Source organism: Janthinobacterium kumbetense, from assembly GCF_023703445.1.
GTDB classification, from domain to species: Bacteria; Pseudomonadota; Gammaproteobacteria; order Burkholderiales; family Burkholderiaceae_D; genus Janthinobacterium; species Janthinobacterium kumbetense.
The window spans coordinates 44,553-69,858 of record NZ_JAMQGR010000010.1 but is presented as its reverse complement, the minus strand read 5'-3'; the positions used below and the strand labels follow the sequence as shown (position 1 = coordinate 69,858).

Annotated in this window: 22 protein-coding genes; 13 read left to right on the top strand and 9 right to left on the bottom strand. The window is 61.5% G+C overall.

All coding sequences use genetic code 11. From position 1 onward, the window contains the following. Nucleotides 1-42: 42 nt before the first annotated feature. Nucleotides 43-816 carry a 5'-3' exonuclease gene (locus NCG91_RS22800; protein WP_034778849.1) on the top strand — a complete coding sequence of 258 codons (774 nt, stop codon included), beginning with the start codon at nucleotides 43-45 and terminating at the stop codon, nucleotides 814-816. A 50-nt stretch (nucleotides 817-866) separates the two neighbouring features. Beyond that, on the top strand, nucleotides 867-1,274 hold the full coding sequence (locus NCG91_RS22795; RefSeq protein ID WP_034779039.1) for a response regulator: 408 nt from the start codon (nucleotides 867-869) through the stop codon (nucleotides 1,272-1,274). On the opposite strand, the gene mnmA is transcribed toward NCG91_RS22795, so the two are convergent. Together mnmA and NCG91_RS22785 are read right to left on the bottom strand one after the other, a co-directional pair. Continuing rightward, complete coding sequence (gene mnmA, locus NCG91_RS22790; RefSeq protein WP_251351315.1) at nucleotides 1,271-2,392, bottom strand: tRNA 2-thiouridine(34) synthase MnmA; 1,122 nt, start codon at nucleotides 2,390-2,392, stop codon at nucleotides 1,271-1,273. The genes NCG91_RS22795 and mnmA overlap by 4 nt on opposite strands. A gap of 41 nt (nucleotides 2,393-2,433) precedes the next feature. After that, the gene (locus NCG91_RS22785; protein ID WP_010401817.1) at nucleotides 2,434-2,913 is read right to left on the bottom strand and encodes an NUDIX hydrolase; all 480 of its coding nucleotides are present in this window, start codon (nucleotides 2,911-2,913) and stop codon (nucleotides 2,434-2,436) included. A gap of 412 nt (nucleotides 2,914-3,325) precedes the next feature. On the opposite strand from NCG91_RS22785, the gene NCG91_RS22780 reads away from it, so the two are divergent. From NCG91_RS22780 to NCG91_RS22770, 3 genes are read left to right on the top strand one after another with little or no spacing between them, the layout of a single operon-like run. After that, a complete protein-coding gene (locus NCG91_RS22780) occupies nucleotides 3,326-4,438 on the top strand; it encodes a Re/Si-specific NAD(P)(+) transhydrogenase subunit alpha (RefSeq protein ID WP_251351314.1) in 1,113 nt (370 codons plus the stop codon). Nucleotides 4,439-4,476: 38 nt separating this feature from the next. Next, entirely contained in the window at nucleotides 4,477-4,791 is a 315-nt protein-coding gene (locus NCG91_RS22775; RefSeq protein WP_034778841.1) for an NAD(P) transhydrogenase subunit alpha part 2, read from the top strand. A gap of 8 nt (nucleotides 4,792-4,799) precedes the next feature. Beyond that, nucleotides 4,800-6,254, top strand: coding sequence for an NAD(P)(+) transhydrogenase (Re/Si-specific) subunit beta (locus NCG91_RS22770; protein ID WP_251351362.1), 1,455 nt, complete (start codon nucleotides 4,800-4,802; stop codon nucleotides 6,252-6,254). 48 nt (nucleotides 6,255-6,302) lie between these two features. Here the strand turns inward: NCG91_RS22770 and NCG91_RS22765 are convergent, their stop codons facing one another. From NCG91_RS22765 to ltrA, 6 genes are all read right to left on the bottom strand, one after another. After that, nucleotides 6,303-7,256, bottom strand: a complete 954-nt coding sequence (locus NCG91_RS22765) for a GGDEF domain-containing protein (protein ID WP_077408800.1) — start codon at nucleotides 7,254-7,256, stop codon at nucleotides 6,303-6,305. A gap of 115 nt (nucleotides 7,257-7,371) precedes the next feature. Further along, nucleotides 7,372-8,514, bottom strand: coding sequence for an FAD-dependent monooxygenase (locus NCG91_RS22760; protein ID WP_251351313.1), 1,143 nt, complete (start codon nucleotides 8,512-8,514; stop codon nucleotides 7,372-7,374). A gap of 9 nt (nucleotides 8,515-8,523) precedes the next feature. Continuing rightward, nucleotides 8,524-9,846 (bottom strand): aminopeptidase P N-terminal domain-containing protein, encoded by a 1,323-nt coding sequence (locus tag NCG91_RS22755; RefSeq protein ID WP_251351361.1) that lies wholly within the window; start codon nucleotides 9,844-9,846, stop codon nucleotides 8,524-8,526. Next, complete coding sequence (gene murU, locus NCG91_RS22750; protein ID WP_251351312.1) at nucleotides 9,846-10,565, bottom strand: N-acetylmuramate alpha-1-phosphate uridylyltransferase MurU; 720 nt, start codon at nucleotides 10,563-10,565, stop codon at nucleotides 9,846-9,848. Before murU ends, NCG91_RS22755 begins: the two co-directional genes overlap by 1 nt. A 62-nt stretch (nucleotides 10,566-10,627) precedes the next feature. After that, nucleotides 10,628-11,695 carry an aminoglycoside phosphotransferase family protein gene (locus tag NCG91_RS22745; RefSeq protein WP_099666250.1) on the bottom strand — a complete coding sequence of 356 codons (1,068 nt, stop codon included), beginning with the start codon at nucleotides 11,693-11,695 and terminating at the stop codon, nucleotides 10,628-10,630. Between the two features lie 124 nt (nucleotides 11,696-11,819). Continuing rightward, the gene (gene ltrA, locus NCG91_RS22740) at nucleotides 11,820-13,523 is read right to left on the bottom strand and encodes a group II intron reverse transcriptase/maturase (RefSeq protein ID WP_251351311.1); all 1,704 of its coding nucleotides are present in this window, start codon (nucleotides 13,521-13,523) and stop codon (nucleotides 11,820-11,822) included. A gap of 1,146 nt (nucleotides 13,524-14,669) precedes the next feature. On the opposite strand from ltrA, the gene NCG91_RS22735 reads away from it, so the two are divergent. From NCG91_RS22735 to rsmA, 4 genes are all read left to right on the top strand, one after another. Then, on the top strand, nucleotides 14,670-16,916 hold the full coding sequence (locus tag NCG91_RS22735; RefSeq protein ID WP_251351310.1) for an LPS-assembly protein LptD: 2,247 nt from the start codon (nucleotides 14,670-14,672) through the stop codon (nucleotides 16,914-16,916). Nucleotides 16,917-17,019: 103 nt separating this feature from the next. Next, entirely contained in the window at nucleotides 17,020-18,408 is a 1,389-nt protein-coding gene (locus NCG91_RS22730) for a peptidylprolyl isomerase (protein WP_251351309.1), read from the top strand. Between the two features lie 19 nt (nucleotides 18,409-18,427). Further along, nucleotides 18,428-19,477, top strand: a complete 1,050-nt coding sequence (pdxA, locus tag NCG91_RS22725) for a 4-hydroxythreonine-4-phosphate dehydrogenase PdxA (RefSeq protein ID WP_251351308.1) — start codon at nucleotides 18,428-18,430, stop codon at nucleotides 19,475-19,477. A gap of 52 nt (nucleotides 19,478-19,529) precedes the next feature. Then, the gene (gene rsmA / locus NCG91_RS22720) at nucleotides 19,530-20,309 is read left to right on the top strand and encodes a 16S rRNA (adenine(1518)-N(6)/adenine(1519)-N(6))-dimethyltransferase RsmA (RefSeq protein ID WP_251351307.1); all 780 of its coding nucleotides are present in this window, start codon (nucleotides 19,530-19,532) and stop codon (nucleotides 20,307-20,309) included. 14 nt (nucleotides 20,310-20,323) lie between these two features. Here the strand turns inward: rsmA and NCG91_RS22715 are convergent, their stop codons facing one another. Next, nucleotides 20,324-21,241 (bottom strand): LysR family transcriptional regulator, encoded by a 918-nt coding sequence (locus tag NCG91_RS22715; RefSeq protein ID WP_034778821.1) that lies wholly within the window; start codon nucleotides 21,239-21,241, stop codon nucleotides 20,324-20,326. Between the two features lie 238 nt (nucleotides 21,242-21,479). Here NCG91_RS22715 and NCG91_RS22710 point away from each other — a divergent pair, with 238 nt between their 5' ends. Genes NCG91_RS22710 through NCG91_RS22695 form a run of 4 tightly spaced genes read left to right on the top strand, consistent with a single transcriptional unit; the run spans nucleotide 21,480 to nucleotide 25,300 of the window. Then, on the top strand, nucleotides 21,480-22,583 hold the full coding sequence (locus tag NCG91_RS22710) for a porin (RefSeq protein WP_099666255.1): 1,104 nt from the start codon (nucleotides 21,480-21,482) through the stop codon (nucleotides 22,581-22,583). Nucleotides 22,584-22,640: 57 nt separating this feature from the next. Then, complete coding sequence (locus NCG91_RS22705; protein WP_251351306.1) at nucleotides 22,641-23,663, top strand: ABC transporter substrate-binding protein; 1,023 nt, start codon at nucleotides 22,641-22,643, stop codon at nucleotides 23,661-23,663. A gap of 21 nt (nucleotides 23,664-23,684) precedes the next feature. After that, nucleotides 23,685-24,524 (top strand): ABC transporter permease, encoded by an 840-nt coding sequence (locus NCG91_RS22700; protein WP_099389214.1) that lies wholly within the window; start codon nucleotides 23,685-23,687, stop codon nucleotides 24,522-24,524. Continuing rightward, nucleotides 24,521-25,300 carry an ABC transporter permease gene (locus tag NCG91_RS22695; RefSeq protein ID WP_035822719.1) on the top strand — a complete coding sequence of 260 codons (780 nt, stop codon included), beginning with the start codon at nucleotides 24,521-24,523 and terminating at the stop codon, nucleotides 25,298-25,300. Before NCG91_RS22700 ends, NCG91_RS22695 begins: the two co-directional genes overlap by 4 nt. Nucleotides 25,301-25,306 lie beyond the last annotated feature (6 nt).

Here is a 25,306-nt window from a genome sequence, read left to right as displayed (position 1 = left end):
CATACGGTAAAATGCCCGATTCAACCTGTATCCACTTACCGCATGGCCAGACTCCTCGCTATCGACGGCTTGAATATCGTACGCCGCGTCTACGAAGCCAGTCCTGAACCCGATTCCGACCTGAAGGCGGAGATCGCGCTGCGCCATGCGCTGTCGTCGTTCCGCACCCTCATCAACGACCACGAGCCGACGCATATCCTGCCGGCCTTCGACTTTGGCGGCCCCACCTGGCGCCACGCCCTGTATGCCGGTTACCGCGAGGGGCGCCAGCCCATGCCGCAGGTGCTGCGCGACGCCTTGCCCGGCTTTTACGCCACGCTGGCCAGCTTCGGCATGCACGTGGTCAGCATTCCCGAGGTCGAGGCCGATGACGTGATCGGCACGGCCGTCATGCGCTGGCTGCACGAGGGGCGCGGCGCGGCCGTCATCGCCACCACCGACAAGGATTTGCACGGCTTGATCGCCCACGGCGCGCTCGTGTGGGACCATTTCAAGGGCGTCTGGCACGACCACGCCTGGGTCGAGAAAAAGTTCGGCGTGCCGCCGGAACTGCTGCCCGACCTGCTGGCGCTGATGGGCGACGTCACCGACAGCATCCCCGGCGTGTCGAAGATTGGCCTGAAGACGGGCGCGAAACTGTTGCGCGCCTACGGCAATATCGATGCCGTGATGGCCGGCGCGGGCATTTTGCCGGGCGCGCTGGGCGAAAGCCTGCGAAAAGAGCGGGAAATACTGTATCTTTCAAGAAAGTTAGTGGCGCTGAAAACGGATGTCACGTTAGGCGTGACCTGGAACAAGCTCGTGTGGGAAAAATAGAGCTCTTTTGGCCAGAACACGGAATAAATCAAGCAAGGAAAGTAATCATGATGTTAAAGACAGTCCTGATCGATAGCAGCGCCGTGGCGCGCGGCCTGCTGAACACGGTCCTGACCGATGGCGGCTACGATGTCTGCGGGCAGACGCATACCAGCGCGCTGGGGCTGGCGCTGCTGGTCAAGCACCACCCGCATTTCGTGTGCATCGCGCGCGAGCAGGTGGAAGACGGGAGCAACGTGGTGCAGACCATCCGCGCCCAGTATCCGAAGACGCTCATTTTCATGGTTTCGGGCGGCATCGACGCCGCCTCGCTGCAGGCGGCCCACGCCATGGGCGTGTCGGGCTTCATCGTGAAACCGTTCATGGCCGACACGGTCCTGAAAACCGTGCGCAATACGGTCATTGCCATGGTGCGCAAGCAGCAGGCACTCGCTGCCGCCGCGCAAGGCAATTCCTAGACGCCGCTCAGGCCTGTGGCGCTGGCGATGATGCCGCCGCCAAGGCACACGTCGCCGTCATACAGCACGGCCGACTGGCCTGGCGTGACGGCCCATTGCGCCTGGTCAAATGCCAGGCTGAACAGTTCATTCCCGTCCGGCAGCAGCTGGCAAGCCACGTCGGCCTGGCGGTAGCGCGTCTTGGCGCTCAAGGCGCCCGCCTGCGGCGCGCTGCCTGCCACCCAGCTGGCCTGGTCTGCCGTCAGGGATGGCGACAGCAGCCACGGGTGGTCATGGCCCTGCACCACCCACAGCGTGTTGTTGGCGATATCCTTGCGCGCCACATACCAGGCGTCGCTGCTGCCGTCCGCGTTCTGGTACGACTTCACGCCGCCGATGCCGATGCCCTTGCGCTGGCCCAGCGTATAAAAACTCAGTCCCACGTGTTCGCCCACGGTCTTGCCGTCGGCCGTCTTCATGGGGCCAGGCTTGTACGACAGGTAGCGGTTCAAGAATTCGCGGAACGGGCGTTCGCCGATGAAGCAGATGCCCGTCGAATCCTTCTTTTGCGCGTTCGGCAGGGCCAGTTTCTCGGCGATCTGGCGCACTTGCGTCTTCGGGATTTCACCGAGCGGGAACAAGGTCTTGGACAGCTGCGCCTGGTTCAAACGGTGCAGGAAGTAGCTTTGATCCTTGCTGGCGTCGACGGCTTTCAGCAGCTCGTAGCGGCCCGCATCGGTGGGTGCCTGGCGCACGCGCGCATAGTGGCCGGTGGCGATCAGGTCGGCGCCCAGGGTCATGGCGTGGTCGAGGAAGGCCTTGAACTTGATTTCGGCGTTGCACAGCACGTCCGGGTTCGGCGTGCGGCCGGCCTGGTATTCGCGCAAAAAATCGGCGAACACGCGGTCCTTGTATTCGGAGGCGAAATTGACGGCTTCGATATCGACGCCGATGACGTCGGCCACGCTGGCCGCGTCGATCCAGTCCTGGCGCGTGGAGCAGTATTCCGAATCGTCGTCATCTTCCCAGTTTTTCATGAACAGGCCGATGACTTCATAGCCTTGTTCCTTCAGCATCCATGCCGCGACCGAGGAATCGACCCCGCCCGACATGCCGATAACGACTTTCTTCTTGCTCATCTTGCTTTCCAGTTACTTTAATAATATGGCAATGCGTGTAGCTATGCGCTATTGAAAACGGACGCATGCGTGTGCAGCAGGGCCAGCGGCGCGCGCCGGCCAGCCAGGTATTCGTCCACGCACTGCAGCACCAGCGGGCTGCGGTGGCGTTCCTGGCACGCCGCCAGCTCGTCGCGCGTCATCCACAGGGTGCGGATGATGCCTTCGTCCAGCGGGCGGTCATGCTCGGCGCCGGCCGTGCCGCAAAAGGTGAAGCGCAAATAGGTCACGTCCTCGCCCGTGCGCAGTGACTGATAGCGCGACATGTACATGCCGACCAGTGCCGTGGGGATGAAATCGTAGGCCGCTTCTTCCAGCGTTTCGCGGATCACCGCCTGTTCCAGCGACTCGAACGGGTCGAGGTGACCGGCCGGCTGGTTGAGCTTGATGCCTTCGCTGGTCTCTTCTTCAATCAGTAAAAACAGGCCGTCGCGCTCGACGATGGCGGCAACGGTGACAGAGGGTTTCCAGATTCTCGGCATGATTCCATCCTTGAAAGAGCCGACATTTTATCTTGTTCTGCGCGCGCGGTTTGAACCCGGCCTTCTGTTGCGCGGACATATTGATAAATGACAACGTTTTAGCAAATAGCGGTGGGAGGTACTTACGTCTTTCCCGGGGAGCGCACTAGCATGGGGGCTTAGTCGCCAAGATGGCAGGAAACGCCCGCTAATATAGGCTTTCCCTGTGGCCAAAACAAGCGCGCACGCACGCTCGACTGTGGTGAGATTGACACACCTTTCCCACAATATGGGCGCCGCGCCGCATGGTGAAACGAATCGTGGGATGCTGGTGAAATTAGTGTCGTACGACTAAAAGTTGCTGGTTCACAAACGTTTAACGCGCTGCTTTCCGTGTTAGATTCTAGTCAGTTTATCAATTAGCGGAGGCATCATGAGGATAGGCATACCGGCCGAAACACGGCCTGGTGAAACACGGGTGGCAGCAACGCCCGAGACAGTCAAGAAGCTGGCAGCCAAACATCAGATCGTCGTGCAATCGGGAGCGGGCCTGCAAGCGTCGATTCCCGACGACGCGTATGCCGCCGCCGGCGCGCAGATCGGCACCGCCCAGGAAGCCTATGGCTGCGCCATCGTGCTCAAGGTGCGCGCGCCCGATGCCGATGAACGGGCCCTGATGGCCAGCGGCACGGTGCTGATCGGCATGTTGAACCCGTTTGACGCGGACAATATCGCCGCCATGGCCACGGCCGGCCTGTCCGCCTTCGCCCTGGAAGCCGTGCCGCGCATCACGCGCGCGCAGTCGATGGACGTGCTGTCGTCGCAGGCGAATATCGCCGGCTACAAGGCCGTGCTGGTGGCGGCCAACACTTACCAGCGCTTCATGCCGATGCTGATGACGGCGGCCGGCACCGTCAAGGCGGCCCGCGTGCTGATCATGGGCGTGGGCGTGGCAGGGTTGCAGGCGATCGCCACGGCCAAGCGCTTGGGCGCCGTCATCGAGGCGTCCGACGTGCGCCCGCCCGTCAAGGAACAAGTGGAGTCGCTGGGTGCCAAGTTCCTCGACGTGCCTTTCCTCACGGATGAAGAAAAAGAGATCGCCAAGGGTTCGGGCGGCTATGCGCGCGCCATGCCGGCCGACTGGATGCGGCGCCAGGCCGAACTGGTGCATGAACGGGCGAAACTGGCCGATATCATCATCACCACGGCGCTGATTCCCGGCCGCGCCGCGCCCGTGCTCATTTCCGAAGAAACGGTGAAAGCCATGAAACCCGGTTCCGTCATCGTCGACCTGGCCGTGGAGCAGGGCGGCAATTGCCCGCTCTCGGAACTGGGCAAGACGGTGCTCAAGCACGGCGTCTACATCGTGGGCGAACCGAACCTCTCGACCCTGGTGGCGGCCGACGCTTCGGCCCTGTATGCGCGCAACGTGCTGGACTTCTTGAAGCTCATCATCGACAAGGACGACCAGTTGCTGATCGACCGCGAGGATGAAATCATCAAGGCCAGCCTGGTGTGTGCGGGCAGCGAAATCTTACGTAAATAAGTTACAAAAACAACGCGGCACCGGGAGAGAACCACATCATGGAAATCAGTCACACCATCATTAACCTGATCATCTTCGTGCTGGCCATTTATGTCGGCTACCACGTCGTCTGGACCGTCACGCCGGCGCTGCATACGCCGCTGATGGCCGTCACCAATGCCATTTCCGCCATCATCATCGTCGGCGCCATGCTGGCGGCCGGCCTGACGCAAGGCCCGCTGGCGCAGGCGGCCGGCACCCTGGCCGTGGCCCTGGCCGCCGTCAACGTGTTTGGCGGCTTCCTCGTCACGCAGCGCATGCTCGAGATGTTCCGTAAAAAAGAACCGAAAGCCAAGCAAGGAGCAAAAGAATGAGTCACGCCATGAGCTTCGTCACCCTGAACCTGGTGACGATGATGTACCTGATCGCCTCGGTGTGCTTCATCCAGGCCTTGAAAGGCCTGTCGTCGCCCTCGACGGCGCGCCGCGGCAATGCCTTCGGCATGAGCGGCATGGCCATTGCCGCCGTCACCACCGTGGCGCTGATCCTGAAACTGAAGGAGCAGCAAGCGGGCGGCATGGGCCTGACCCTCGTCATCATCGGCATCGTCACGGGCGGCGCCATCGGCGCCTACCTGGCGAAAACCGTGGAAATGACGAAGATGCCGGAACTGGTGGCGGCCATGCATTCGCTGATCGGCCTGGCGGCCGTGTGCATCGCCGTGGCGGCCGTCTCCGAGCCATGGGCCTTCAATATCGCCAAACAGGGCGAGGCGCTGCCCATCGGTAACCGCTTCGAGCTGTTCATCGGCACCTTTGTCGGCGCCATCACCTTCTCCGGTTCGGTGATCGCCTTCGGCAAGCTGTCGGGCAAATACAAGTTTCGCCTGTTCCAGGGCGCGCCCGTCAGCTTCAAGGGCCAGCACATGCTCAACCTGGTGCTGGCGCTGGTGATGATCGCGCTGGGCCTGGTGTTCTGCTTTGCCGACGGCGCCGAGCCGGCCTGGACGCCGTTCATCGTCATGGCCGTCATCGCCTTTGCGCTGGGCGTGCTGATCATCATTCCCATCGGCGGCGCCGACATGCCGGTGGTGGTGTCCATGCTCAACAGCTACTCGGGCTGGGCCGCGGCCGGCATCGGTTTTTCGCTGAATAACTCGATGCTGATCATCGCCGGTTCGCTCGTCGGCTCGTCCGGCGCGATCCTGTCGTACATCATGTGCAAGGCCATGAACCGCTCGTTCTTCAACGTCATCCTCGGCGGCTTCGGCGGCGATGCGCCGGCCGCCGGCGTGGCGGGCGTGCAGGAACAGCGTCCCGTGAAATCGGGTTCGGCCGACGACGCCGCCTTCATCATGGGCAATGCGGAAACCGTCATCATCGTGCCCGGCTACGGCCTGGCCGTGGCGCGCGCGCAGCACTCGCTGAAAGAACTGGTGGAAAAGCTCACGCACAAGGGTGTCACCGTCAAGTATGCGATTCACCCCGTGGCGGGGCGCATGCCGGGCCACATGAACGTGCTGCTGGCCGAGGCGGAAGTGCCGTACGACCAGGTCTTCGAGATGGAAGACATCAACGGCGAATTCGGCCAGACGGACGTGGTGCTGGTGCTGGGCGCGAACGACGTGGTCAACCCGGCGGCGAAAGACCCGAAATCGTCGATCGCCGGCATGCCGATCCTGGAAGCCTACAAGGCCAAGAGCATCATCGTCAACAAGCGCTCGATGGCGTCCGGCTATGCGGGCCTGGACAACGATTTGTTCTATCAGGCGAACACGATGATGGTGTTTGGCGACGCCAAGAAGGTGATCGAGGATATGGTGAAGGCAATCGAGTAAGGCAATGCCTTGGTCAACTGAAGATGGCCCGCCTTGCGCGGGCCGTTTTTATTGGCCGGCCGCTGCCGCGACGACCTGGTTGCGTCCCTGGTGCTTGGCGACATACAGGGCCTTGTCGGCATCCGACATGGCCGCGTCCAGGCTGGCGCCTTGCACCAGCGGCGCCACGCCGATACTGATGGTGACGTGCAGCGGGGAACCGTCGGGCAGCACGGTGACCGCCGCCGCCACGGCTGCGCGGATGCGTTCGGCCACCTGGTGTGCCTGCTGCAGGCTGGCGTCGGGGAACAGCAGGCCGAACTCCTCGCCGCCGAGGCGCGCCGCCACGTCGGTGATGCGTCCCGTGTCGCGCAGCGCCTGCGCCACCGTGCGCAGCACGGCGTCGCCCACGGCATGGCCATAGCGGTCGTTGATCTTCTTGAAGTGGTCGAGGTCGGCCACGCCCACGCTCAGGGCGGCGCCGCTGCGTGCCGCGCGCGCCATCGCCTGCTCGGCTTGCGCTTCATAGGCGCGGCGGTTCGGCAGCGACGTCAGCGCATCGTGCAGCGCCTGCTGTTCCAGCTGCGCCAGCAGGCTGGCGTTTTTCGCCGCCAGTTCGCGCCGTTCGCGCACGTCGAGCAAAAAGGCGCCGAAATAGCGCATGCCGTCGACCACGCCCAGGTCCATCGCCTTCATTTCGATGGGGATCATTTGCGTGTCGCGGTGGCGGATGGCGAATTCGCGTATCTTGCCCAGCACGCTGGAGGTGCGCGAGCTGCGGATGTAGTTGAGCACGTGGTTGTCGTGCTGCGCGCCGACGGCGTCGGGCAGCAGGCCGTTCAGGGTCTGGCCCAGCAATTCCCCGCTGGCATAGCCCGACAGCGTTTGCATGGCGCCATTGATATAGCGGATGCGGCACTGCTCGTCGATGATGATGACGGCGTCGAGGGCGTCTTCCAGCAGGCGGGAAAAGAGGACTTCGGGAAGAGCGGCAGGCGGTGCTGCGGGCAATGCATCTGTCATGGAACGGTCGCCAAAAGCCAGGTGACAGCCATTGTCGCATCCGCGGGCCGTTTACTCCATGCCGGATCGCCCGCCTGTTTCTTTTTCGCCCGTGCCCTTTCCTTATTGCTAAGACTCAGCGGCGGCCGTACATCATCAGCTCGGCCAGCGTCTTGCGCGCAGGGGGAAATGCGTCCAGCAGGCCCAGCGACAGGCCCAGCAAGCCTTGCGTGGGCGCGTTGCCCGTGAAGATGCGCGCCATGGTGTCGGTGACGCGCACGGTCAGCCCCCGGTCTGCCTGGCGCAGGCTGGCGTAGCGTTCCAGCCCGGCCGGGCTGCGGTCCTGCGCCAGCACGCGGGCCAGCACGGCGGCGTCGCGCAAGCCCAGGTTCAGCCCCTGTCCCGCCACCGGATGCAGGGTTTGCGCCGCATTGCCGATGGCGACCGTGCGCGCCGTGCCGCCCGCCTGCGCGTTCAGGCCCAGCGGATAGGCCAGGCGCGGCGTCGTGTGGGTAAAGCGTCCCAGGCGGCTGCCGAAGGCGGCGCCCAGGCGCGCCAGGAAGGCTGCCTCGTCGAGCGCCAGCAACTGTTCCGCGCGCGTGGGCGGCACGCACCAGACCAGCGCGTAGCCATCGTCCTGCGGCAGCAGGGCCAGCGGCCCTTCGTCGGTGAAGCGCTCGTACGCGCGGTGGGCGACGGGATCGCTGGTGCGCACGTGGGCAATGATGGCGCTTTGACCATAATCGCGGCTGACGGCGCGTTCCGGCTGCTGGCCGAACAGACCGCCCTCGGCCTGCACCAGCAGGCTGGCGCGCAAGCTGGACGCGGCGCCCTCCTGCTCCAGCTGCACGCTGACGCCATCGGCGTCTTCCACGCTGCCCGTGACCAGGGCCGGGCGCAGGCTGGCCACGCCCAGGCGTTCGCACACGTCGGCCAGCGCGCTGACGACGGCGCCGTAACGGGCCACATAGCCGAGCGCCTCGACGCCATGCTCGCCGCGGTCCATCAGGCTGCGCCCGAACTTGCCGCGCCGCGAAACGTGGATCTGGTGAATCGGGGTCGCCGCCACGGGCCAGGCGCCCGCTTCCTCGAGAATCTGGCGGCTGCCGTGCGACAGGGCGATGGTGCGCGGGTCGCGCCTAGCTTGGTCGAGGGATTTGGCGTCGAGCATGGCGATGCCGGCGGCGCGGCAGCCCCGCTGCACCAGCAGGGCGGCCAGCGCCATGCCGACGGGGCCGGCGCCGCAGATGGCGAGATCGAAAGTGGACGGTGTATGCATGCGGCGGCGTTAATCCTGTGACATCAGTTGTTCGATTTCAGCGACACCCTTGGGCGCCGTGCTGAAGACTTCGTGGCCTTGCGGCGTGACCAGCACATCGTCTTCGATGCGGATGCCGGTATGCCAGAACTGCTCCGGCACGCCCGCGCCGGGACGCACATAGATGCCCGGTTCCACCGTCAGCACCATGCCCGCTTCGAGCGGGCGCCATGGCTTGCCGGGCGCGTCCGTGTCGCGGTAGGCCCCCACGTCGTGCACGTCCATGCCCAGCCAGTGGCTGGTGCCGTGCATGTAGAAGGGCATATAAGCCTTGTCGGCGATGACGTCCTGCGCGCTGCCGCTTTTCTGCCGGTCCAGCAAACCCAGGTCCAGCATGCCTTGCGCCAGTACCTGCACGGCCGCCTCGTGGATGGCGCTGTGCGGCAAGCCGGGGCGCACCATGTCCAGCGACGCCTGTTGCGCGGCCAGCACCAGTTCATACAGGGCCCGCTGCGGGCCGCTGAAACGGCCGTTGACGGGCCAGGTGCGCGTGATGTCGGAGGCGTAGCCATCGAGTTCGCAGCCTGCGTCGATCAGTACCAGCTCGCCGTCCTGTAATACCGCGTTGTTGGCGCTGTAATGCAGGATGCAGGCATTGTCGCCGCCGGCTACGATGGAGGAATACGCGGGGAATTGCGCGCCGCTGCGCCGGAATTCGTACAGCAGCTCCGCTTCCAGCGCGTATTCGTGCATGCCGGGCCGCGTGGCGCGCATGGCGCGCGCGTGCGCCGTGCTGGAAATGGCGGCCGCGCGGCGCATCAACTGCTGTTCCTGCGTGTCTTTCAGCAGGCGCATGGCGTCGAGCATGCCATGGATGTCATGCGCGATGGCGGGCGCCGTGACGCCGCTGCGGGCCTTTTGCCGCACATTGTGCCGCCAGACCTTGACCTGCGCATCGAGGCTGCCGCCCAGCGCATAGTAAATGGCGGGGACGTCGGCCAGCAGGCGCGTCATTTCCACATCGAGTTCCTCGATGGGGAAGGCGGCGTCGAAGCCGAAGCTGGCGCGCGCCGCCTCGGGGCCGTGGCGGAAACCGTCCCAGATTTCGCGCTCCGTATTCTTGGCGCGGCAAAACAGGATGGCGCGCGCCGGCGCCGTGGCGCTGGCGGCCACGAGTGCCACGGCGCTGTCGGGCTCCGTAAAGCCGCTCAGGTAATAGAAATAGCTGTCGTGGCGGTACGGATAATCGCAATCGCTGTTGCGCGGCACTTCGGGCGCCGTGGCGAGGATGGCCACGCTGCCCGGCAGCATCTGCGCCAGCAGCGCCGCGCGCCGTGCCGCGTAGTTGGCCATCATGTTGCGCTGGCCTTGGCCGTGACGCCGTTGAGGGCATCGAGCTGCGCCGGCGTGCCCACATTCGTCCATTCGCCCGGATAGACTTCGCCGCCCACGCGGCCCTGGTCCGCGTACTGGCGCAGCAAATCGCCCAGTTTGGCGTGGCTGCCGGGCGCGATGCCGTCGAACATCTCGGGACGGTACACGCCGATGTTGGCGAAGGTCCACTTGGTGTCGTCCGTATTGTTGATCGCGAACAAGGTCAGGCCGAAGTCGCCTGTGGGATGGAAGTCGGGATTGGGCACCAGGTACGTCCAGGCGATGTCGCGCTGGTCGGCCGGATACGGCGTGCCCAGCACGTCCTTGTCGGCCAGCACATCGAGTACTTGCTTGAAATCAAAGTAGGGGCAATAGATGTCGCCGGAAATGGCGAGGAATGGTTCCTCGCCCAGCAGGTGGCGCGCCTGGGCGATGCCGCCCGCCGTTTCCAGCGGCGTGCTCTCGGGCGAGTACGTGATGCGCGCGCCATACGCGCTGCCGTCACCCAGGGTTTCCTCGATCAGGTGGCCCAGGTGGGAATGGTTGATGACGATGTCCGTGATGCCGGCGCGCACCAGGTTCAGCACATGCCAGACGATCAGTGGACGGCCGCGCACTTTCAGCAGCGGTTTGGGACAGGTATCGGTAAGCGGACGCATCCGTTCACCGCGGCCTGCGGCAAAGATCATGGCTTTCATGGGTAGTCGTTTTCTGTATCGGTAAGTCGGCTGCGCGGGCACGCCGCGCAGCGGGAAGGTGCCTAGAATGTATAGCCGACTTGCGGCGTCTTATTCTCCAGGGCATCGAGCAGACGCACCAGCGGCTTGAGTTCCGTATAGCGGTTGGCCGTCTTGCGCACGTAGTCGAGCACGGTTGGCAGGTCGCCCATGTACAAATCCTTGCCGTCGCGGTAATTCAGGCGCGCGAACAGGCCGAGGATTTTCAAATGGCGCTGCAGGGCCGTGAATTCGAAATCGCGGTAGAAGGCGTCGATGTCGGGATTGACTGGCAAGCCCAGCTGCTTGGCGCGCTGCCAGTAGCGGATCACCCAGTCGAGCACCAGTTCTTCGTCCCACTGGAGATACGCATCGCGCAGCAGCGAGGCGATGTCGTAGGTGACGGGGCCGAAGACGGCGTCCTGGAAATCGAGAATGCCGGGATTGGGAATCGAACCATCGTTGATGTGCATCAAATTGCGCGAATGGTAGTCGCGGTGCATGAACACTTGCTGCTGCGACAAGATATTCGCCGTGATGGCTTCGAAGACCTTGTCCAGCTGGGTTTGTTGCACATCCGTCAAGGTGGCGCCCAGGTGCTTGCCAATAAACCATTCCGGGAACAAGTTCATTTCGCGCAGGATGAAGGCGCGGTCGAATTCGGGCAAGACGTCCGGCTGGCTGGCCAGTTGGATTTTCATCAGCGACTCGAGCGCTTCCGCGTACAGCACGCTGGCATTGTCGTGGTTCAGGGCGTCGAGGTAGGTGGTCGTGCCCAGGTCGGAGAGCAGCAGGAAGCCGTTGTCCAGGTCTTGCGCGATGATTTCGGGCACGGATACGCCGGCGCCTTTCAGCAAGCCGGCCACCTTGACGAAGGCGGGCACGTTTTCGCGCTCGGGCGGCGCATCCATGGCAATCAATGTACTTCCTGGCAAGGTTGTATTGCCTGGCAGCACATCGAGACGGTAGTAGCGGCGGAAGCTCGCATCGCTGGAAGCGGGGCGGGCGGAATCGGGCGCAACGAGGTTCAGCGGGGCCAACCAGGCTTTCAACAGGGTCAGGCGAGCGTCGGCGGAGGCCGGCGCGGCAGGGGAATTGGGGGAGAATGACATTAAGCGGCCTGTGGAATCGGGTTGATGGTGCGGAGGGTAGGAGAACCCCATTGCTGGAAGCTCTCCCCCCTAAGAACCGTGCGTGCGACTTTCACCGCACACGGCTCAAGCATAATAAAAGTCCCTATACAGGGACCGGCTTCGCAACATGTAAATCGTTTGCGTGCACATTTATATGGCAATTTGGGTGCAATAATACGCGATTTCCAAGGGCCTCGGAACCACCTGCCACACGGTATTCCATGTGGTGGTCATGCCATCCGGTTTCCATGTTCATCTCGTATCCACACAGAGCGCACAAGCCACGTTGGTCGAGGTAGAGCTTGGCCCACTCACGCCGGTAAGACATGTTTTTCAACATGCGTTCCTGCCGAAGGGTTTCGCCGTACAGTTCCCATTGCGGATCGTAGGGGTGATAGCCGCCCTTGATTTTCGTGTGACGCAGAATCGCTGTACCTGGTAACGAGTACAGTTCCTTCATGGCCTTATTGCCATTCTTTGTGACAACGTCCGCTGCAAACACCCGATTTCCACTCTCGGTTGGGCGCCAATATCGGTCGCGTATCCAACTGTCGTTTTTCTTCGGATGCCTGCGCATGGCCCAGCGACGAAGCCGCCAGTACAGCAGCGACTCCATCGTCGAAAACGCCTCCTTGGCGACTACAGGGCTGTGATATTGCGCCCAGCCCCGCAGCATGGGGTTTAGCAATCGAATGAGATTCTCCTGCTTCGCCCCGATGTTTTCGCTGATCGTCTTCCTCAGCTTTTCATAGAACGTTTTCATGTTCTTCTTACTTGGCTTGATGAGTAGTGTCCCGGAATATTTTCGGAAGTTCCACCCCAGGAAGTCGAAGCCCTCATCGATGTGCACGAGCTTGGTTTTGGCACTGGACAGTCGCAATCCCCTGACTGCAAGGAATGCTTCGATCCATGGCCTAATTTCCGTTTCCAGCAATTCCTTCGATCCACTGGTAACGACAAAATCGTCCGCATATCGCACGACACCGACTTTGAGCTTGCCTGCCTTTGACTTGCCGAATTTCGCACCGAGGTGCGCAATCAGTTGAGTCTCCAGCCCGTTCAACGTCCAATTCGCAAGGGCAGGGCTGATGATGCCGCCCTGTGGCGTTCCAGCTGTGGTTGCCATCAATTGCTTCCGGTCAATTACCCCGGATTTCAGCCATTTAGACAGGATCGACTTATCAATGAAGACATTGTCGACCAGCCATTGATGGTTGATATTGTCGAAAAAACCTTCGATATCCGCATCCAACACCCAGGTTGCCGAGACTTTCCGGCAGGTCTGGAGAAAAATTTGCGACATCGCATCGGCCGTTGAGCGATTTCTGCGAAACCCGTATGAGTTGGGATCACTCAGCGTTTCCAAGACCGGATCCAATGCCAGCAGGTGAAGCGCCTGCATCGCCCGGTCCCGCATGGTAGGGATGCCCAGTGGGCGCATCTTTCCATTTGACTTGGGAATAAAGACCCTCCGTAATGGCAGGGGCCGATAGCCTTGTTTCTTCAACTGCGCAATGGCAGCGAACTTCTGCGTTGCTGAGTCCCACAACTGCTGGTCCACGCCTGCGGTTCGTTTGCCTTGATTCTCTGTCACTCGTTTGACTGCCAGCGCTTTCGCGCTGAACGAGTGGGTTAGCCACCTTTGCAGCGCTTTCGCCCTGCGCCAGTCGCCTTCCTGTGTAGCCTTCGTTAATCGATGCTGCATGGCTCTCACGTTGCGTTGTACGAGCCGCCAGTTGATGGCGACCCATTCAGTTGGCACGTGCGAGGACGCAGAACCGGCAAGACTGCTAGCGGTTACTTTCATGCTGAACCTCGTGTAGTTGTTCCGACGAGACACAGCGCATCCCCGAAGGGTGAGCTGCATCCCTTCGGGGTGGTTGAAAATGATGACTGCCTGGAGCCAGTACAGTCGTATGACGACTATTACACCAGATGGAAGTGGGCACCCTTTCAGGCCGGGACAAATCTTGAATCCCTATCCGGACCATTACAGCCCGGCATTCGCTTTCTCCATCCTCCTCTACCCGCTCCCCCAAGGGCGTGCCTTGCGGTTTGCTTGCCGCTATCTCGGTTCTTTGATCGAGCGGCAGGGAATCGGGCTTACCACGTTCCCAACGATATCGACGCGACAGCTACATCGCGACTGGCTGTTTAGGGCCCATCTTTCCCCCGGTGGCTGAATGACGACGTATCCCCAGAATCCACGGAGATAACCAGCCACGTACCGTTTGGTTTAGGCCTGCCAGCAGCTTTGGCCTATTAATATTTACGAGGGTTCAAACGATGGTTCACATAACATTGCCCTTGCAGCACTCACCTAGCCCCTGGACCGCATCGCTGCTCGCAGTCTCCAGCCAAGCGTTCGCACGCCTGGCTGCCGAAAAAGAATGGGGGTACGTTGTCCCTGAGGCTTTGCACCCCGCCGTTACCGGCGACGCACACTCAAGTAGGTGACAGATGGTCGTACATCCGGTCATGGCAGCAGTTGCAACACTGAAGCATGACAAGATATCGAAGAGTTTCACTCGGGTATGACTCGGTTGAGAGAAAACCGAGTCTTGCAGAAAACTGTTGAAATATAGAAAATTGTAAGCAAATGTAAAATATCCACAAGCTTTGCAAATAAACTACAGTTCCAATGTTTTGTGTAAACAAAAACAGGCAAAGGGATAGCTACTCGCCGGTGATACGGCGGGCGTATAAGACTGACAAGCCACGTTCTCGCAGCGTGTCTTGTCTTGCCAAGAATGGGTACTCCGGGGAGCCCCTCACTGTTTTATCACTGGTAAACCAGTGATTTGCCTGCGCAGTTCCTGCGCTGCTAGCCGTTACTGCTACGTTGCGACCGGGGCCAGCTACCCGAGCTTTAAGGCGTGTCGCACAGATTCCCATATAATAAGGGATTCAAATCAAAAAATCGCCTGTCAATGGTGCTTGCCCCTTCCAATTCATGAGCTGGTTTTCGGCCTCCCCCCCTTCGCAGCGCTGGGCTTTCGCCATCAGCGCGCTCGTCGCCGCCACGACGGTGCCTGTCCACGCCCAGAAAGCGCCGCGTCCGGTTCATGTGGAAGATCCCGACGCGCCCACCGTCATGACGGCAAACAGCATGAAGGGACGCCCCGAAAGGGAGCTCAATCTCGATCAGAATGTCGTGATTGAGCGCGGAAAAACCACAAAAATGACGGCCGATACAGCTTGTTACAAACAAGTTGAAGATGAGTTCGACGCCGAGGGCCATATCAAGATGTGGCGTTTCGGCGATTACTACACGGGCGACGTCCTGAAGCTGAACATGGAGACCGGCAAGGGTTTCCTGCTCAACCCGACATACCGCTTCGAAGTGGGCGGCGGCCAGGGCAAGGCCGAGCGCGTCGACTTCATCAACCCCGATGAAGCCAATGTCATCGACGGTACCTACAGTACCTGCGAAGGGCCGAATCCGGACTGGTACCTGAAATCGAGCACCTTGAACCTCGATACGGGCCGCGACGTGGGTACCGGCAGCAAAACCATCATCTATTTCAAGGACGTGCCGATCCTGGGCACGCCGGGCATCTCGTTTTCGCTGTCGGGCGCGCGCCGCTCGGGCTGGCTGGCGCCCACGCCGGGCTTTGCCTCGAAGAACGGTTTCGAGCTGCTGATGCCGTATTACCTGAATATCGCGCCGAACCGCGACCTGACCCTGTACCCGCGCTACATCCAGCGGCGCGGCATCCAGCTCGGTGCGACGGGTCGCTACATGGGCGAAACGGATGCCGGCCTGTACCAGGGCGAAACGTCGTTTGAATTCTTGCCTAACGACAAGCAAACCAAGACCAACCGCTACATGATCAAGTCCAAGCATGAGCAGGCGCTGGCCAAGGGCTGGAGTTACAGCTGGGATTTGCGCGAGGCGTCCGACAATAATTACCCGAACGATTTTTCGAAAACCGTCGCCACCGCCACCGAGCGCCAGTTGCTGCGCGAATTGCGCACCGATTACCGCACCGAGGACTGGAGTCTGACGGCGCGCGTGCAGAATTACCAAGTGCTGCAGGATCCCGATCCCACGGCGACCGTGCCGCGCCCGTATGACCGCTTGCCGGCGGTGAACTTCCACGCTGGAAAATATGACGTCTGGGGCGGCTTCGACTGGACCTTCGACGCGGAAGCGACGCGTTTCGCCCATCCGACCCAGGTGCAAGGGTCGCGCCTCGTGGCCGTGCCGCAGGTGAGTTTCCCCATCGTGCGCCCTGGCTACTTCGTCACGCCCAAGCTGATGCTCAATGCCAGCGCATATCAGCTTGATAACGATGCCAGGACCAAGGCGCTGCTGTTCAATACGACCTCGTTTACGCGCGCCGTGCCCACTTTCTCGGTCGACAGCGGCCTGGTGTTCGAACGCGACACGAATCTGTTTGGCGCCAAGGGCGGCACGCAAACTCTGGAACCGCGCCTGTTCTATGTCTATACGCCGTACCGCGACCAGTCGCAGTTCCCGAAATTCGATACGGCCGACGGCACCTTCAACCTGACGCAAATCTTCACGGAAAACCGGTTTGTCGGCAGCGACCGCATCGGCGACGCCAACCAGGTCACGGCCGCCCTGGTATCGCGCTTCCTGCAGGCGGACGGTACGGAACGCATGCGCCTGACCTTCGGCCAGCGTTTCTATTTTGCCGACCAGCGCGTGCAACTCAATTCGACCACGCCCGTCAACCAGTCGCGTTCGGACATCCTGCTGGCCGCGACGGGCCGCGTGTCCGAGACTTGGACCGCCGACAGCCTGGTGCAGTACAATCCCAGCGATCGCCAGTTGATGAACTACAACTACACCTTGCAATATCAGCCAGGTGCCAAGAAAGTATTGAATTTCAGCAATCGTTTCCAGCGTGGGGATGCTGGTTGGCGCAATGCGGAAGTATCGACGCAATGGCCGTTGACGGACCGCCTGTATGGCGTGGGCCGCATCAGTTACTCCTTGAAGAACCGCAGCATGCTGGAAAGCCTGGTCGGCCTGGAATACAAGGGCGATTGCTGGGTGTTCCGCATGGGCGCCCAGCGTTTCGTGACGACGTCCAATACCGTTTCGACGCCGATCTTCTTCCAGCTGGAATTGACGGGCTTGTCGAATGGCCTGGGCCTGGGCGCGAATGGCTTGGAAACTTTTACAAAAACCATCCCTGGTTACCAGACACTGAGCCAGCCACTCCGTTAAGATAGGCACCGTTGCCGCCGCCGGTGTTCCCGGCGCTGGCACAAACCGGTTTTTTTATTCACCTGAACTCATGAGCGCTCTACACATTATGCGTAATGCCAGTATGCACCAACTCAAAATTGCAACGGTTTTGCTGTGCGCCATTTCCGGCGCCACGACCAGTAGTGTCTGGGCGCAACAGGCTGCGTCAGCGCCTGTCGCCACGCCCGCCGCCGCGGCACCGGCCAAGGGGTTCACGCCACCGGCCTCGAGCAGTGGCCAGACCATCGACTCCATCGCCGTCGTCGTCAATGACGAGGTGATTACGCGTAATGAAGTGGCGGCCCGCATCACGAGCGTGGAGCAGCGCATGAAGGCGCAGAACGTGCCCTTGCCCGATCCTGCCGACCTGCGTCGTCAATTGCTGGAGCGCATGATTGTCGAGCGCGCCCAAATGCAGCTGGCCAAGGAAATGGGCGTGCGCGTGGATGACCTGACCCTGGACCGCGCGATTAGCCGTATTGCTGAACAGCAAAAAATGACGGTACAGGAACTGCGCAACCAGATGGAAAAGGAAGGCACGCCGTTTGCGACTTTCCGCGAACAAATCCGCGATGAAATCATCATGCAGCGCCTGCGCGAGCATGAAGTCGATGCCAAGATCCAGATTTCCGATTCCGAAGTGGATAACTTCCTGGAAGCGGAAAAAGCGGCCGCCAGCGAACAGGTGGAACTGAACCTGGCGCAGATTCTCGTGCGCATTCCGGAAAATTCCAGCCCCGAACAGATCGCCGCGCGCCGCGCGCGCGCCGAAGAAGTCAGCCGCCAGCTGCGCACGGGCGCCGATTTCGCCAAGATGGCCGCCACCTATTCCGATGCCAGCGATGCGCTGAGCGGCGGCGATATCGGCTGGCGCCATAGCGACCGCGTGCCGCCCCTGTTCACGGAACAGCTGCTGAAACTGAAGCCGGGCCAGATCACGCCTATCATCAAGAGCAACACCGGTTTCCACATCCTCAAGCTGGTGGACCGCCGCAGCGCGGCCGAAGCGCAAGCCGTCGCTGCCGTGCAGCAGACGCATGCCCGCCATATCTTGCTGAAAGTAACCCCGACCTTGTCGGCTGCCGAAGCCAAGCGCAAATTGCTGGAATTGAAAGAGCGTCTCGATAACAAGGCCGCCAAGTTCGAAGACCTGGCCCGCTTGTTCTCGAACGACGGTTCCGCGGCCAAGGGCGGCGACCTGGGCTGGCTGTATCCAGGCGACACCGTGCCGGAATTTGAAACGGCGATGAATGCGCTGAAACCGGGCGAAGTGAGCCAGCCGATCGAGTCGAGCTTTGGCTTCCACCTGATCGAAGTGCTGGAACGCAAGAGCGATGACGTTTCGAAAGAGAAACAGCGCGCCGCCGCGCGCAATGCCTTGCGCGAACGCAAGCTGGAAGAAGCGACGGAAAACTGGGCGCGCGAAGTGCGCGACCGTGCCTACGTCGAATTCCGCGCGGACGACCAGTAATGCTGCTGATTCATTGCGCATGAGTAACTTGCCCCTTGCACGCCGCCCGGCCATCGCCATCACTTGTGGCGAACCGGCCGGTGTCGGCCCGGAAATCTCCATACGCGCGGCCTGGGCCATGCGCAATGAAGTCAACTGCATCCTGCTGGGCGACGCCGCCTTCCTGGCGCTGACGGCCAGCCTGATCGACCCGGACATCCGCCTGGCGGCGCTGTCGCTGCAAGCCGTGCGCAACAGCGGCCTGCCGCAGTTCGGACCGGGCCGCCTGGCCGTGATCGATATTCCCACTGTGAACAATGTCATCCCCGGCGTGCTGGACAAGGAAAACGGGCGCTCCGTGCTCGCCACCCTGGACGCAGCCGTGGAAGGTATCCAGGCCGGCTGGTTTGGCGCCATGGTCACGGCACCCTTGCAAAAGAGCACGATCAACGACGCCGGCGTGGCTTTTTCCGGCCATACGGAATACCTGGCAGAAAAAACCGATACGCCGCAGGTGGTGATGATGCTGGCCGGCGAACCCGGCCATGGCGAACCGACCCTGCGCGTGGCGCTGGCCACCACGCATCTGCCCTTGAAGGACGTGTCCGCCGCCATCACGATGGACAGCCTGGCCGTCATCCTGGACATTCTCCAGCGCGACCTGCAACAGAAATTCGGCATCGCCGCGCCACGCATCCTGGTGACCGGCCTGAACCCGCACGCGGGCGAGGGCGGCTACTTGGGACGCGAGGAAATCGATGTCATCGCTCCGGCGATTGCCGCGGCGCAAGCGCGTGGCATCGATGCGCGCGGACCGTATCCGGCCGACACCTTGTTCCAGCACAAATACCTGGCCGATGCCGATTGCGTGCTGGCCATGTACCACGACCAGGGCTTGCCCGTGCTGAAATACGCGACCTTCGGGCGCGGCATCAATGTCACGCTGGGCTTGCCGCTGATCCGCACCTCGGTCGACCATGGCACGGCGCTGGACCTGGCCGCGCAAGGGCTGGGGCTGGCTGATTGCCACAGCATGGAGCAAGCCCTGCAAACGGCGCTCGCCATGCTGCGCGCCAGCACCCGCGCCTGACCGCCCACCGGTTTTACCCCGCTACACCGCCTCTAGAATAGAAAAACAGAATATGAAACACGTTGCCCGCAAACGCTTTGGCCAGAACTTCCTGCATGACCGCTTCGTCCTCGACGACATCACGGCCGCCATCGCGCCGCAGGCGGACGATGCCATGGTCGAGATCGGCCCCGGCCTGGGCGCCATGACGGAGCAGCTGCTGCGCCATTTGAAACAGATGCATGTGGTCGAGCTGGACCGCGACCTGATCGTGCGCCTGGAAAAGACCTTCAATCCGGCCAAGCTGACGATCCACTCGGGCGATGCGCTGAAGTTTGATTTCGCGCAAATTCCCGTGCCGGCCGGCCAGAAGCTGCGTATCGTGGGCAACTTGCCGTACAACATCTCCAGCCCGCTGCTGTTCCACCTGGCGGACTTCGCGCCGCTGGTGCAGGACCAGCATTTCATGCTGCAAAAGGAAGTCGTCGAGCGCATGGTGGCCGAACCGGGCAGCAAGGCGTATGGCCGTTTGTCCGTGATGCTGCAATGGCGCTATGACATGTCGCTGCTGTTCATCGTGCCGCCGACGGCGTTCGACCCGCCGCCGAAAGTGGAATCGGCCATCGTGCGCATGATTCCCGTGGCCGAGCGCCTGGTGTGCGACCAGGCCACTCTGGAAGCGGTGGTCATGAAGGCCTTCTCGCAGCGCCGCAAGGTGATCCGCAACTGCCTGGCCGGGATGTTTACGGAAGAACAGATCAAGGCGGCCGGCATCGACCCGACCCTGCGTCCGGAAACCGTGGGCCTGGAGCAATATGTTGCTTTGGCGAACTTGCTGAAGGCGCCAGCCTAAGCCCCCGGTTTAACTTAAAACCACTGGTCGACCTGTTGCAGATCTTGCCGCAACGCTGAAAAGCAGTCGTCGACATGGTGGTTGCGGCTGATTTCATTGCGCCGCATCAAGGCGATCTTGCGCTTGCAGGTGGGCTGGCGCAGCGGCGCCACGTGCAAGTCCTCGTCATTGAGGAAAGTCGTGTACAGGCTGGGCATGATGCCCACGGCGATGCCGGCGCGCACCACGCCATACAGCGACTCGCTGTGGATCATCTGGTACAGGCTCGACGGACTCAAGCCATGCTGGCGCAGGGCGCTCGAGGCGAACTCCCAGATGCTGCCCTTGGTAAACACGACGATTTCCTGCCCCGCAAGCTGTTCCCAGCGCACTTCCTTGAGCGGCGCCAGCGCATGGCGTCCCGCCGTCACCAGCACCAGCTCGTCCTCGAACAGGCCCACGCTTTCCAGCGACACGGAGCCGGGCACCTCGATGCCCACGCAAAAGTCCAGCTGGCCCGAATGCAGCGCGTGCAGCAAGCCATCGTTGGGCATGTCCGACAGGACGATTTCCACTTCATCGCCATGTTGCTCGCAGTAGCGCGCCACCACCACGGCCGTCATCGCCATGGCCGAGGGGATGGCGCCGATGCGGATGCGGTGGCGGCCGCTGCCGATGGCGCGCTGGATGTCGGCAAAGGTATTGCTCGCCGTATTCAATAAATGCGTGGCGTAATCGAGCGCCAGCTTGCCTTCGCGCGTCAGTTCCAGCTGGTGGGTTGTGCGGTTAAACAACTTTTTTCCCAGTTGATTTTCCAGCAGCTTGATCGAGGCGCTGAGGGCCGGCTGGGTCACGCACAATTCCTGTGCAGCCTTGCTGAAGCTGTTTACCCGGGCTAAGGTGGCAAACGCTTGCAAATGTCGTAAGGAAATCTTCTTGCTCAACTCATGCATGGTTTTGCTTATTAGAAAAAGTAATGGATTTATAAAAATAAACAAATTTTCTTATCCCGCAATTTACCATATTCTGGACTGGTCTTTACTTGTCTTGAATGCAACAATATTCGGGAGAAGAGCCTGGAATGCGGCGCCGGCACTTGCGGCGGTGCGCCAGGCAAGGGACGCATCAATAAAATAATTCCAAAAAAACTCAGGGTTTATTCTTTTTAGGGCGGCGGCGATGAACAAATGGATGACTGGAACGATGGTAGTTGGGGGCTTGCTGGCGGCGCAGGGCGCGGCGCAGGCGCAAAGCAGCGTGCAAGTGTATGGCTTGCTGTCGGCCGGTATCGGCTATGTATCGGATGAGGGTAACGGCAGCCGCACGCATGCGCTGAGCGGCACGAACCAGAATCCCCGCATCGGTTTCCGCGGCCAGGAAGACCTGGGCAACGGCACCAAGGCCATCTTCGCGCTGGAAAACGGTTTTAACGTGATGACGGGCACGGCCTCGCAAAGCGGCCGTCTGTTCGGCCGCCAGTCGTATGTGGGCCTGTCGAGCAACGACAAGGGCACCCTGACCCTGGGCCGCCAGTATGAAGCCGTCAAGGACCTGCTGGGTCCGGTGGTCATCGCCAGTAACGGCGTGCACATCGGCGACAACGACAATGGCTACAACAACCTGCGCGTGCAAAATGCCGTCAAGTATGTCAGCCCGAACATCAGCAACCTGTCGTTTACGGGTTTGTACGGTTTCAGCGAAAATCCGGCAGATTCCAACCGCAACCGCGTCTACAGCATGGGCGCCGGCTACAAAGTCGATGCCTTCAGCTGGGCCGTCGCCTACACCAAGATGGATCGCCCGAACAGCCCGGACGCGCCGAATGGCGCCATTGGCAATGACTACGGCAGCTCCCTGTTGATCTTCAACAAAAGCGCCGTCAAGGGCGCGGGCGTGGACAGCCAGGCCATCGCCGGCACAGGAGGCTTTTATAATGTGGGCAGGACCAAGTTTGGCGCGCTGTACACCAACGTGCGCTACCACTACCTGGATCAAAGCAATCTGACCCTGCAAAACGTGGACTTGAACGTGAACCACAAGCTGACGGAAGCGTTGAACCTGGGCGCGTCGTATTTCTTTACCACCGGAAAATATGATGTGATCAACAAGACGCCGAAATGGCATCAGGTCAACTTCCAGGCCGATTACTTCCTGTCCAAGCGCACCGATGTCGCCATCACCTGGAGCTACCAGAAAGCGGCCGGCGATGCGACGTTCGCGCGCGTGTTCGGCTTCGGCGCCTCGGGCGGCAAGACGCAAAGCGTGCTGATCGTCGGCATGCGACATTATTTCTGAGTCTGATTCATCTTTACAGGCGCTGTCCCGCAGCGCCGTCCCCTGAAAGGAAGCATCTTGAAAAAGCACCTCATGTTGGCGTTGAGCCTAGGCTTGCTGGCCAACGCCGCCCACGCGGAAAAACGCGAGCTGGTCATTTCGGCCTACCCGATTGCCCAGCCCTTGTTCATGAAGTATGTGTACGAGCCGTTCAAGGCCAAATGCGGTTGCGATATCAAGGTGGAAACGGGGAATAATGCGGACCGCATCGCCAAGCTGGTGGTGCACGCCAAGAATCCGGTGATCGACCTGGTGCTGCTGTCCGATTCCGGCATGCTGGAAGCGGCGCAAAAGGGCGTGATCCAGCCCATGGATTACTCCAAACTGAGCAATTACAAGGCCCTGTACGACGTGGCGAAAAACCCCGTCGGCGGCAATTTCGCCGTCGGCTACACCCTGTATTCGGTCGGCCTGGTGTACCGCAGCGACAAGATCGCCCCGCTGACGTCCTGGAAGGACCTGTGGCGCCCCGAACTGAAGGGCCGCGTGGCCTTCCCCGACGTGAGCACCACGCAGGGCCCGTTGATGCTGCGCATGGCCGATGCGGCCTGGGGCGGCAAGACGGACGATTACGCCACCGGCTTTGCGAAAATCGTCGGCATGAAGGGCAACGTCGTCACGTTCTCGAAAAACAGCGCGCAGCTGGCCGCCCTGTTTGCCCAAGATGAAATCTGGGCCGCGCCCGTGGCGCGCTTCACCTGGTCGCAAATGCTCAAGACGGGCCTGCCCCTGAAATGGAGCATTCCGACCGAAGGCCAGGCGGCAGGCATGAACGTGATGGGCATCGTTGCCGGCTCGAAGAATGCGGACCTGGCGTACCAGCTGATGGATTTCTGGCTGTCCAAGGAAGTGCAGACGCAGCTGGCGACCAACCTGGTCGATTCGCCCGTCAACAAGGACGTGCGCCTGTCGGTGGCCGCCGCCCAATTCAACACCTATGGCGCCGACCAGATCAATTCGCTGAAATTCGTCAAACCGGAAACCATCATCAAGCAGCGCAGCAACTGGATGACGCAGTGGAACAAGGCCATGAGCAAATAGTGGTGACGAGGAGAAAACACCATGTTTGCTGATCCAAAAAAGCGCCTGGGACTGCTGCTGGTCCTGCCGGCGCTGATCTTTATCGTTGTCTGCTTCCTGCTGCCCGTGCTGGCCTTGCTGGTCGACGCCTTCCGCGTCGGCGACGGCATGCAGTGGGGCTTCGACCGCTTCATCGAATTCTTTTCGCAAGAGTTCAACCGCACCATCTTCTGGCGCACGCTGCGCATCGCCGCGTTGGTGACGCTCGCTTCCATCATCCTCGGCTACCCGGCCGCGCAAGCCGTGGCGCGCGTGTCGCCGAAGTGGCGCGGCCTGGTGGTGGGCATGATGATCCTGCCGCTGATGGTCTCGCCGATTGCGCGTACCTACGCCTGGATCGTGCTGCTGGGCCGCAATGGCGCCGTCAACGCGGCGCTCGTCAACATGGGCTTGACGGAAGAGCCCCTGCGCCTGCTGTTCAGCGAGTTCGCCGTGTTTGTCGGCCTGCTGCAACTGCTGCTGCCGCTGATGCTGATGTCGCTGGCGGGCGCGCTGGAAAACCTGCCGCGCGACGTGGAACCGGCCGCCGCCACCCTGGGCGCCAATCCATGGCAAGTGTTTTGCAAGGTCACCCTGCCGCTGACGCAGGAAGGCCTGGTCGTCGGCGGCACCCTGGTGTTTACGGGCTGCGTGACGGCCTATGTGACGCCGGCCCTGCTGGGCGGCACCAAGGTGCTGATGCTGGAGACCCTGCTGTACCAAAAGGTCAGCGTGGAGAGCGATTTCGGCGCGGCGAACGTCATCGCCGTCATCCTCGTCTGCATGACCTTGCTGGTGAATGCCGGCCTTAAACGTATTTCCTCGAGCCGGAGTTCCGTATGAAAGAAAGCCTGTTTTCACGTGCCGTTTTATGGCTGGTATTCCTGTTCCTGCTGGGGCCTTTCGCCATCGTCGTGCTGGCCGGTTTTTCCGGCGGCGAAACCCTGGCGTTCCCGCCCGAGTCGTATTCGCTGCGCTGGATTCTTGAAGTGTGGTCGGCGCCCGAGTTCCGCCGCGCCTTCCAGACCAGTCTGGAAATCGGCCTGATCGCCACGGTCATCGCGCTGTTGCTGGGCATTCCCGTCGCGTACGCGTTTTCGCGCATGCCGCCGCCGGGCATCGGCGCCATCCGGCAGATACTGACGTCGCCGCTGATCATTCCCGCCATCCTCGTGGGCCTGGGCTTGCTGCACCACCTGGTCCTGACGATCAATGCGCCCGTCTACGTGGGCCTCTTGATCGGCCATATCGCGCTGCTGATTCCGTACTCGGTGCGCGTCGTGTACGCCAGCCTGGTGAACCTGCGCGTCGATATCGAGGATGCCGCCATTACGCTGGGCGCGTCGCGCCTGCGCGCGTTCTTCATGATCGTGCTGCCGAATATCCGCAACGCCGTGATCGCCGCCTTCTTCCTCGCCTTCGTCACCTCGTTCAACCAGGTGCCCGTCTCGCTGTTCTTGACGGGCCCGGGCATCAGCACCTTGCCGATCGAGATGCTGGGGCATATGGAAAACAGCTTCGACCCGTCGATCGCTGCCCTGTCGACCTTGCTGGTCTTGTTCACCATGGCCTTCGTGATGGTGACCGAGAAGGTGCTGGGCATTTCTAAATACATGTAAGAGGCA

Excerpts from the sequence above, each read along its gene's own strand:
- NCG91_RS22800 (WP_034778849.1), top strand. The coding sequence starts at position 43 with ATGGCCAGACTCCTCGCTATCGACGGCTTGAATATCGTACGCCGCGTC.
- NCG91_RS22795 (WP_034779039.1), top strand. The coding sequence starts at position 867 with ATGTTAAAGACAGTCCTGATCGATAGCAGCGCCGTGGCGCGCGGCCTG.
- mnmA (WP_251351315.1), bottom strand. The coding sequence starts at position 2,392 with ATGAGCAAGAAGAAAGTCGTTATCGGCATGTCGGGCGGGGTCGATTCC.
- NCG91_RS22785 (WP_010401817.1), bottom strand. The coding sequence starts at position 2,913 with ATGCCGAGAATCTGGAAACCCTCTGTCACCGTTGCCGCCATCGTCGAG.
- NCG91_RS22780 (WP_251351314.1), top strand. The coding sequence starts at position 3,326 with ATGAGGATAGGCATACCGGCCGAAACACGGCCTGGTGAAACACGGGTG.
- NCG91_RS22775 (WP_034778841.1), top strand. The coding sequence starts at position 4,477 with ATGGAAATCAGTCACACCATCATTAACCTGATCATCTTCGTGCTGGCC.
- NCG91_RS22770 (WP_251351362.1), top strand. The coding sequence starts at position 4,800 with ATGAGCTTCGTCACCCTGAACCTGGTGACGATGATGTACCTGATCGCC.
- NCG91_RS22765 (WP_077408800.1), bottom strand. The coding sequence starts at position 7,256 with ATGACAGATGCATTGCCCGCAGCACCGCCTGCCGCTCTTCCCGAAGTC.
- NCG91_RS22760 (WP_251351313.1), bottom strand. The coding sequence starts at position 8,514 with ATGCATACACCGTCCACTTTCGATCTCGCCATCTGCGGCGCCGGCCCC.
- NCG91_RS22755 (WP_251351361.1), bottom strand. The coding sequence starts at position 9,846 with ATGGCCAACTACGCGGCACGGCGCGCGGCGCTGCTGGCGCAGATGCTG.
- murU (WP_251351312.1), bottom strand. The coding sequence starts at position 10,565 with ATGAAAGCCATGATCTTTGCCGCAGGCCGCGGTGAACGGATGCGTCCG.
- NCG91_RS22745 (WP_099666250.1), bottom strand. The coding sequence starts at position 11,695 with ATGTCATTCTCCCCCAATTCCCCTGCCGCGCCGGCCTCCGCCGACGCT.
- ltrA (WP_251351311.1), bottom strand. The coding sequence starts at position 13,523 with ATGAAAGTAACCGCTAGCAGTCTTGCCGGTTCTGCGTCCTCGCACGTG.
- NCG91_RS22735 (WP_251351310.1), top strand. The coding sequence starts at position 14,670 with ATGAGCTGGTTTTCGGCCTCCCCCCCTTCGCAGCGCTGGGCTTTCGCC.
- NCG91_RS22730 (WP_251351309.1), top strand. The coding sequence starts at position 17,020 with ATGCACCAACTCAAAATTGCAACGGTTTTGCTGTGCGCCATTTCCGGC.
- pdxA (WP_251351308.1), top strand. The coding sequence starts at position 18,428 with ATGAGTAACTTGCCCCTTGCACGCCGCCCGGCCATCGCCATCACTTGT.
- rsmA (WP_251351307.1), top strand. The coding sequence starts at position 19,530 with ATGAAACACGTTGCCCGCAAACGCTTTGGCCAGAACTTCCTGCATGAC.
- NCG91_RS22715 (WP_034778821.1), bottom strand. The coding sequence starts at position 21,241 with ATGCATGAGTTGAGCAAGAAGATTTCCTTACGACATTTGCAAGCGTTT.
- NCG91_RS22710 (WP_099666255.1), top strand. The coding sequence starts at position 21,480 with ATGACTGGAACGATGGTAGTTGGGGGCTTGCTGGCGGCGCAGGGCGCG.
- NCG91_RS22700 (WP_099389214.1), top strand. The coding sequence starts at position 23,685 with ATGTTTGCTGATCCAAAAAAGCGCCTGGGACTGCTGCTGGTCCTGCCG.
- NCG91_RS22695 (WP_035822719.1), top strand. The coding sequence starts at position 24,521 with ATGAAAGAAAGCCTGTTTTCACGTGCCGTTTTATGGCTGGTATTCCTG.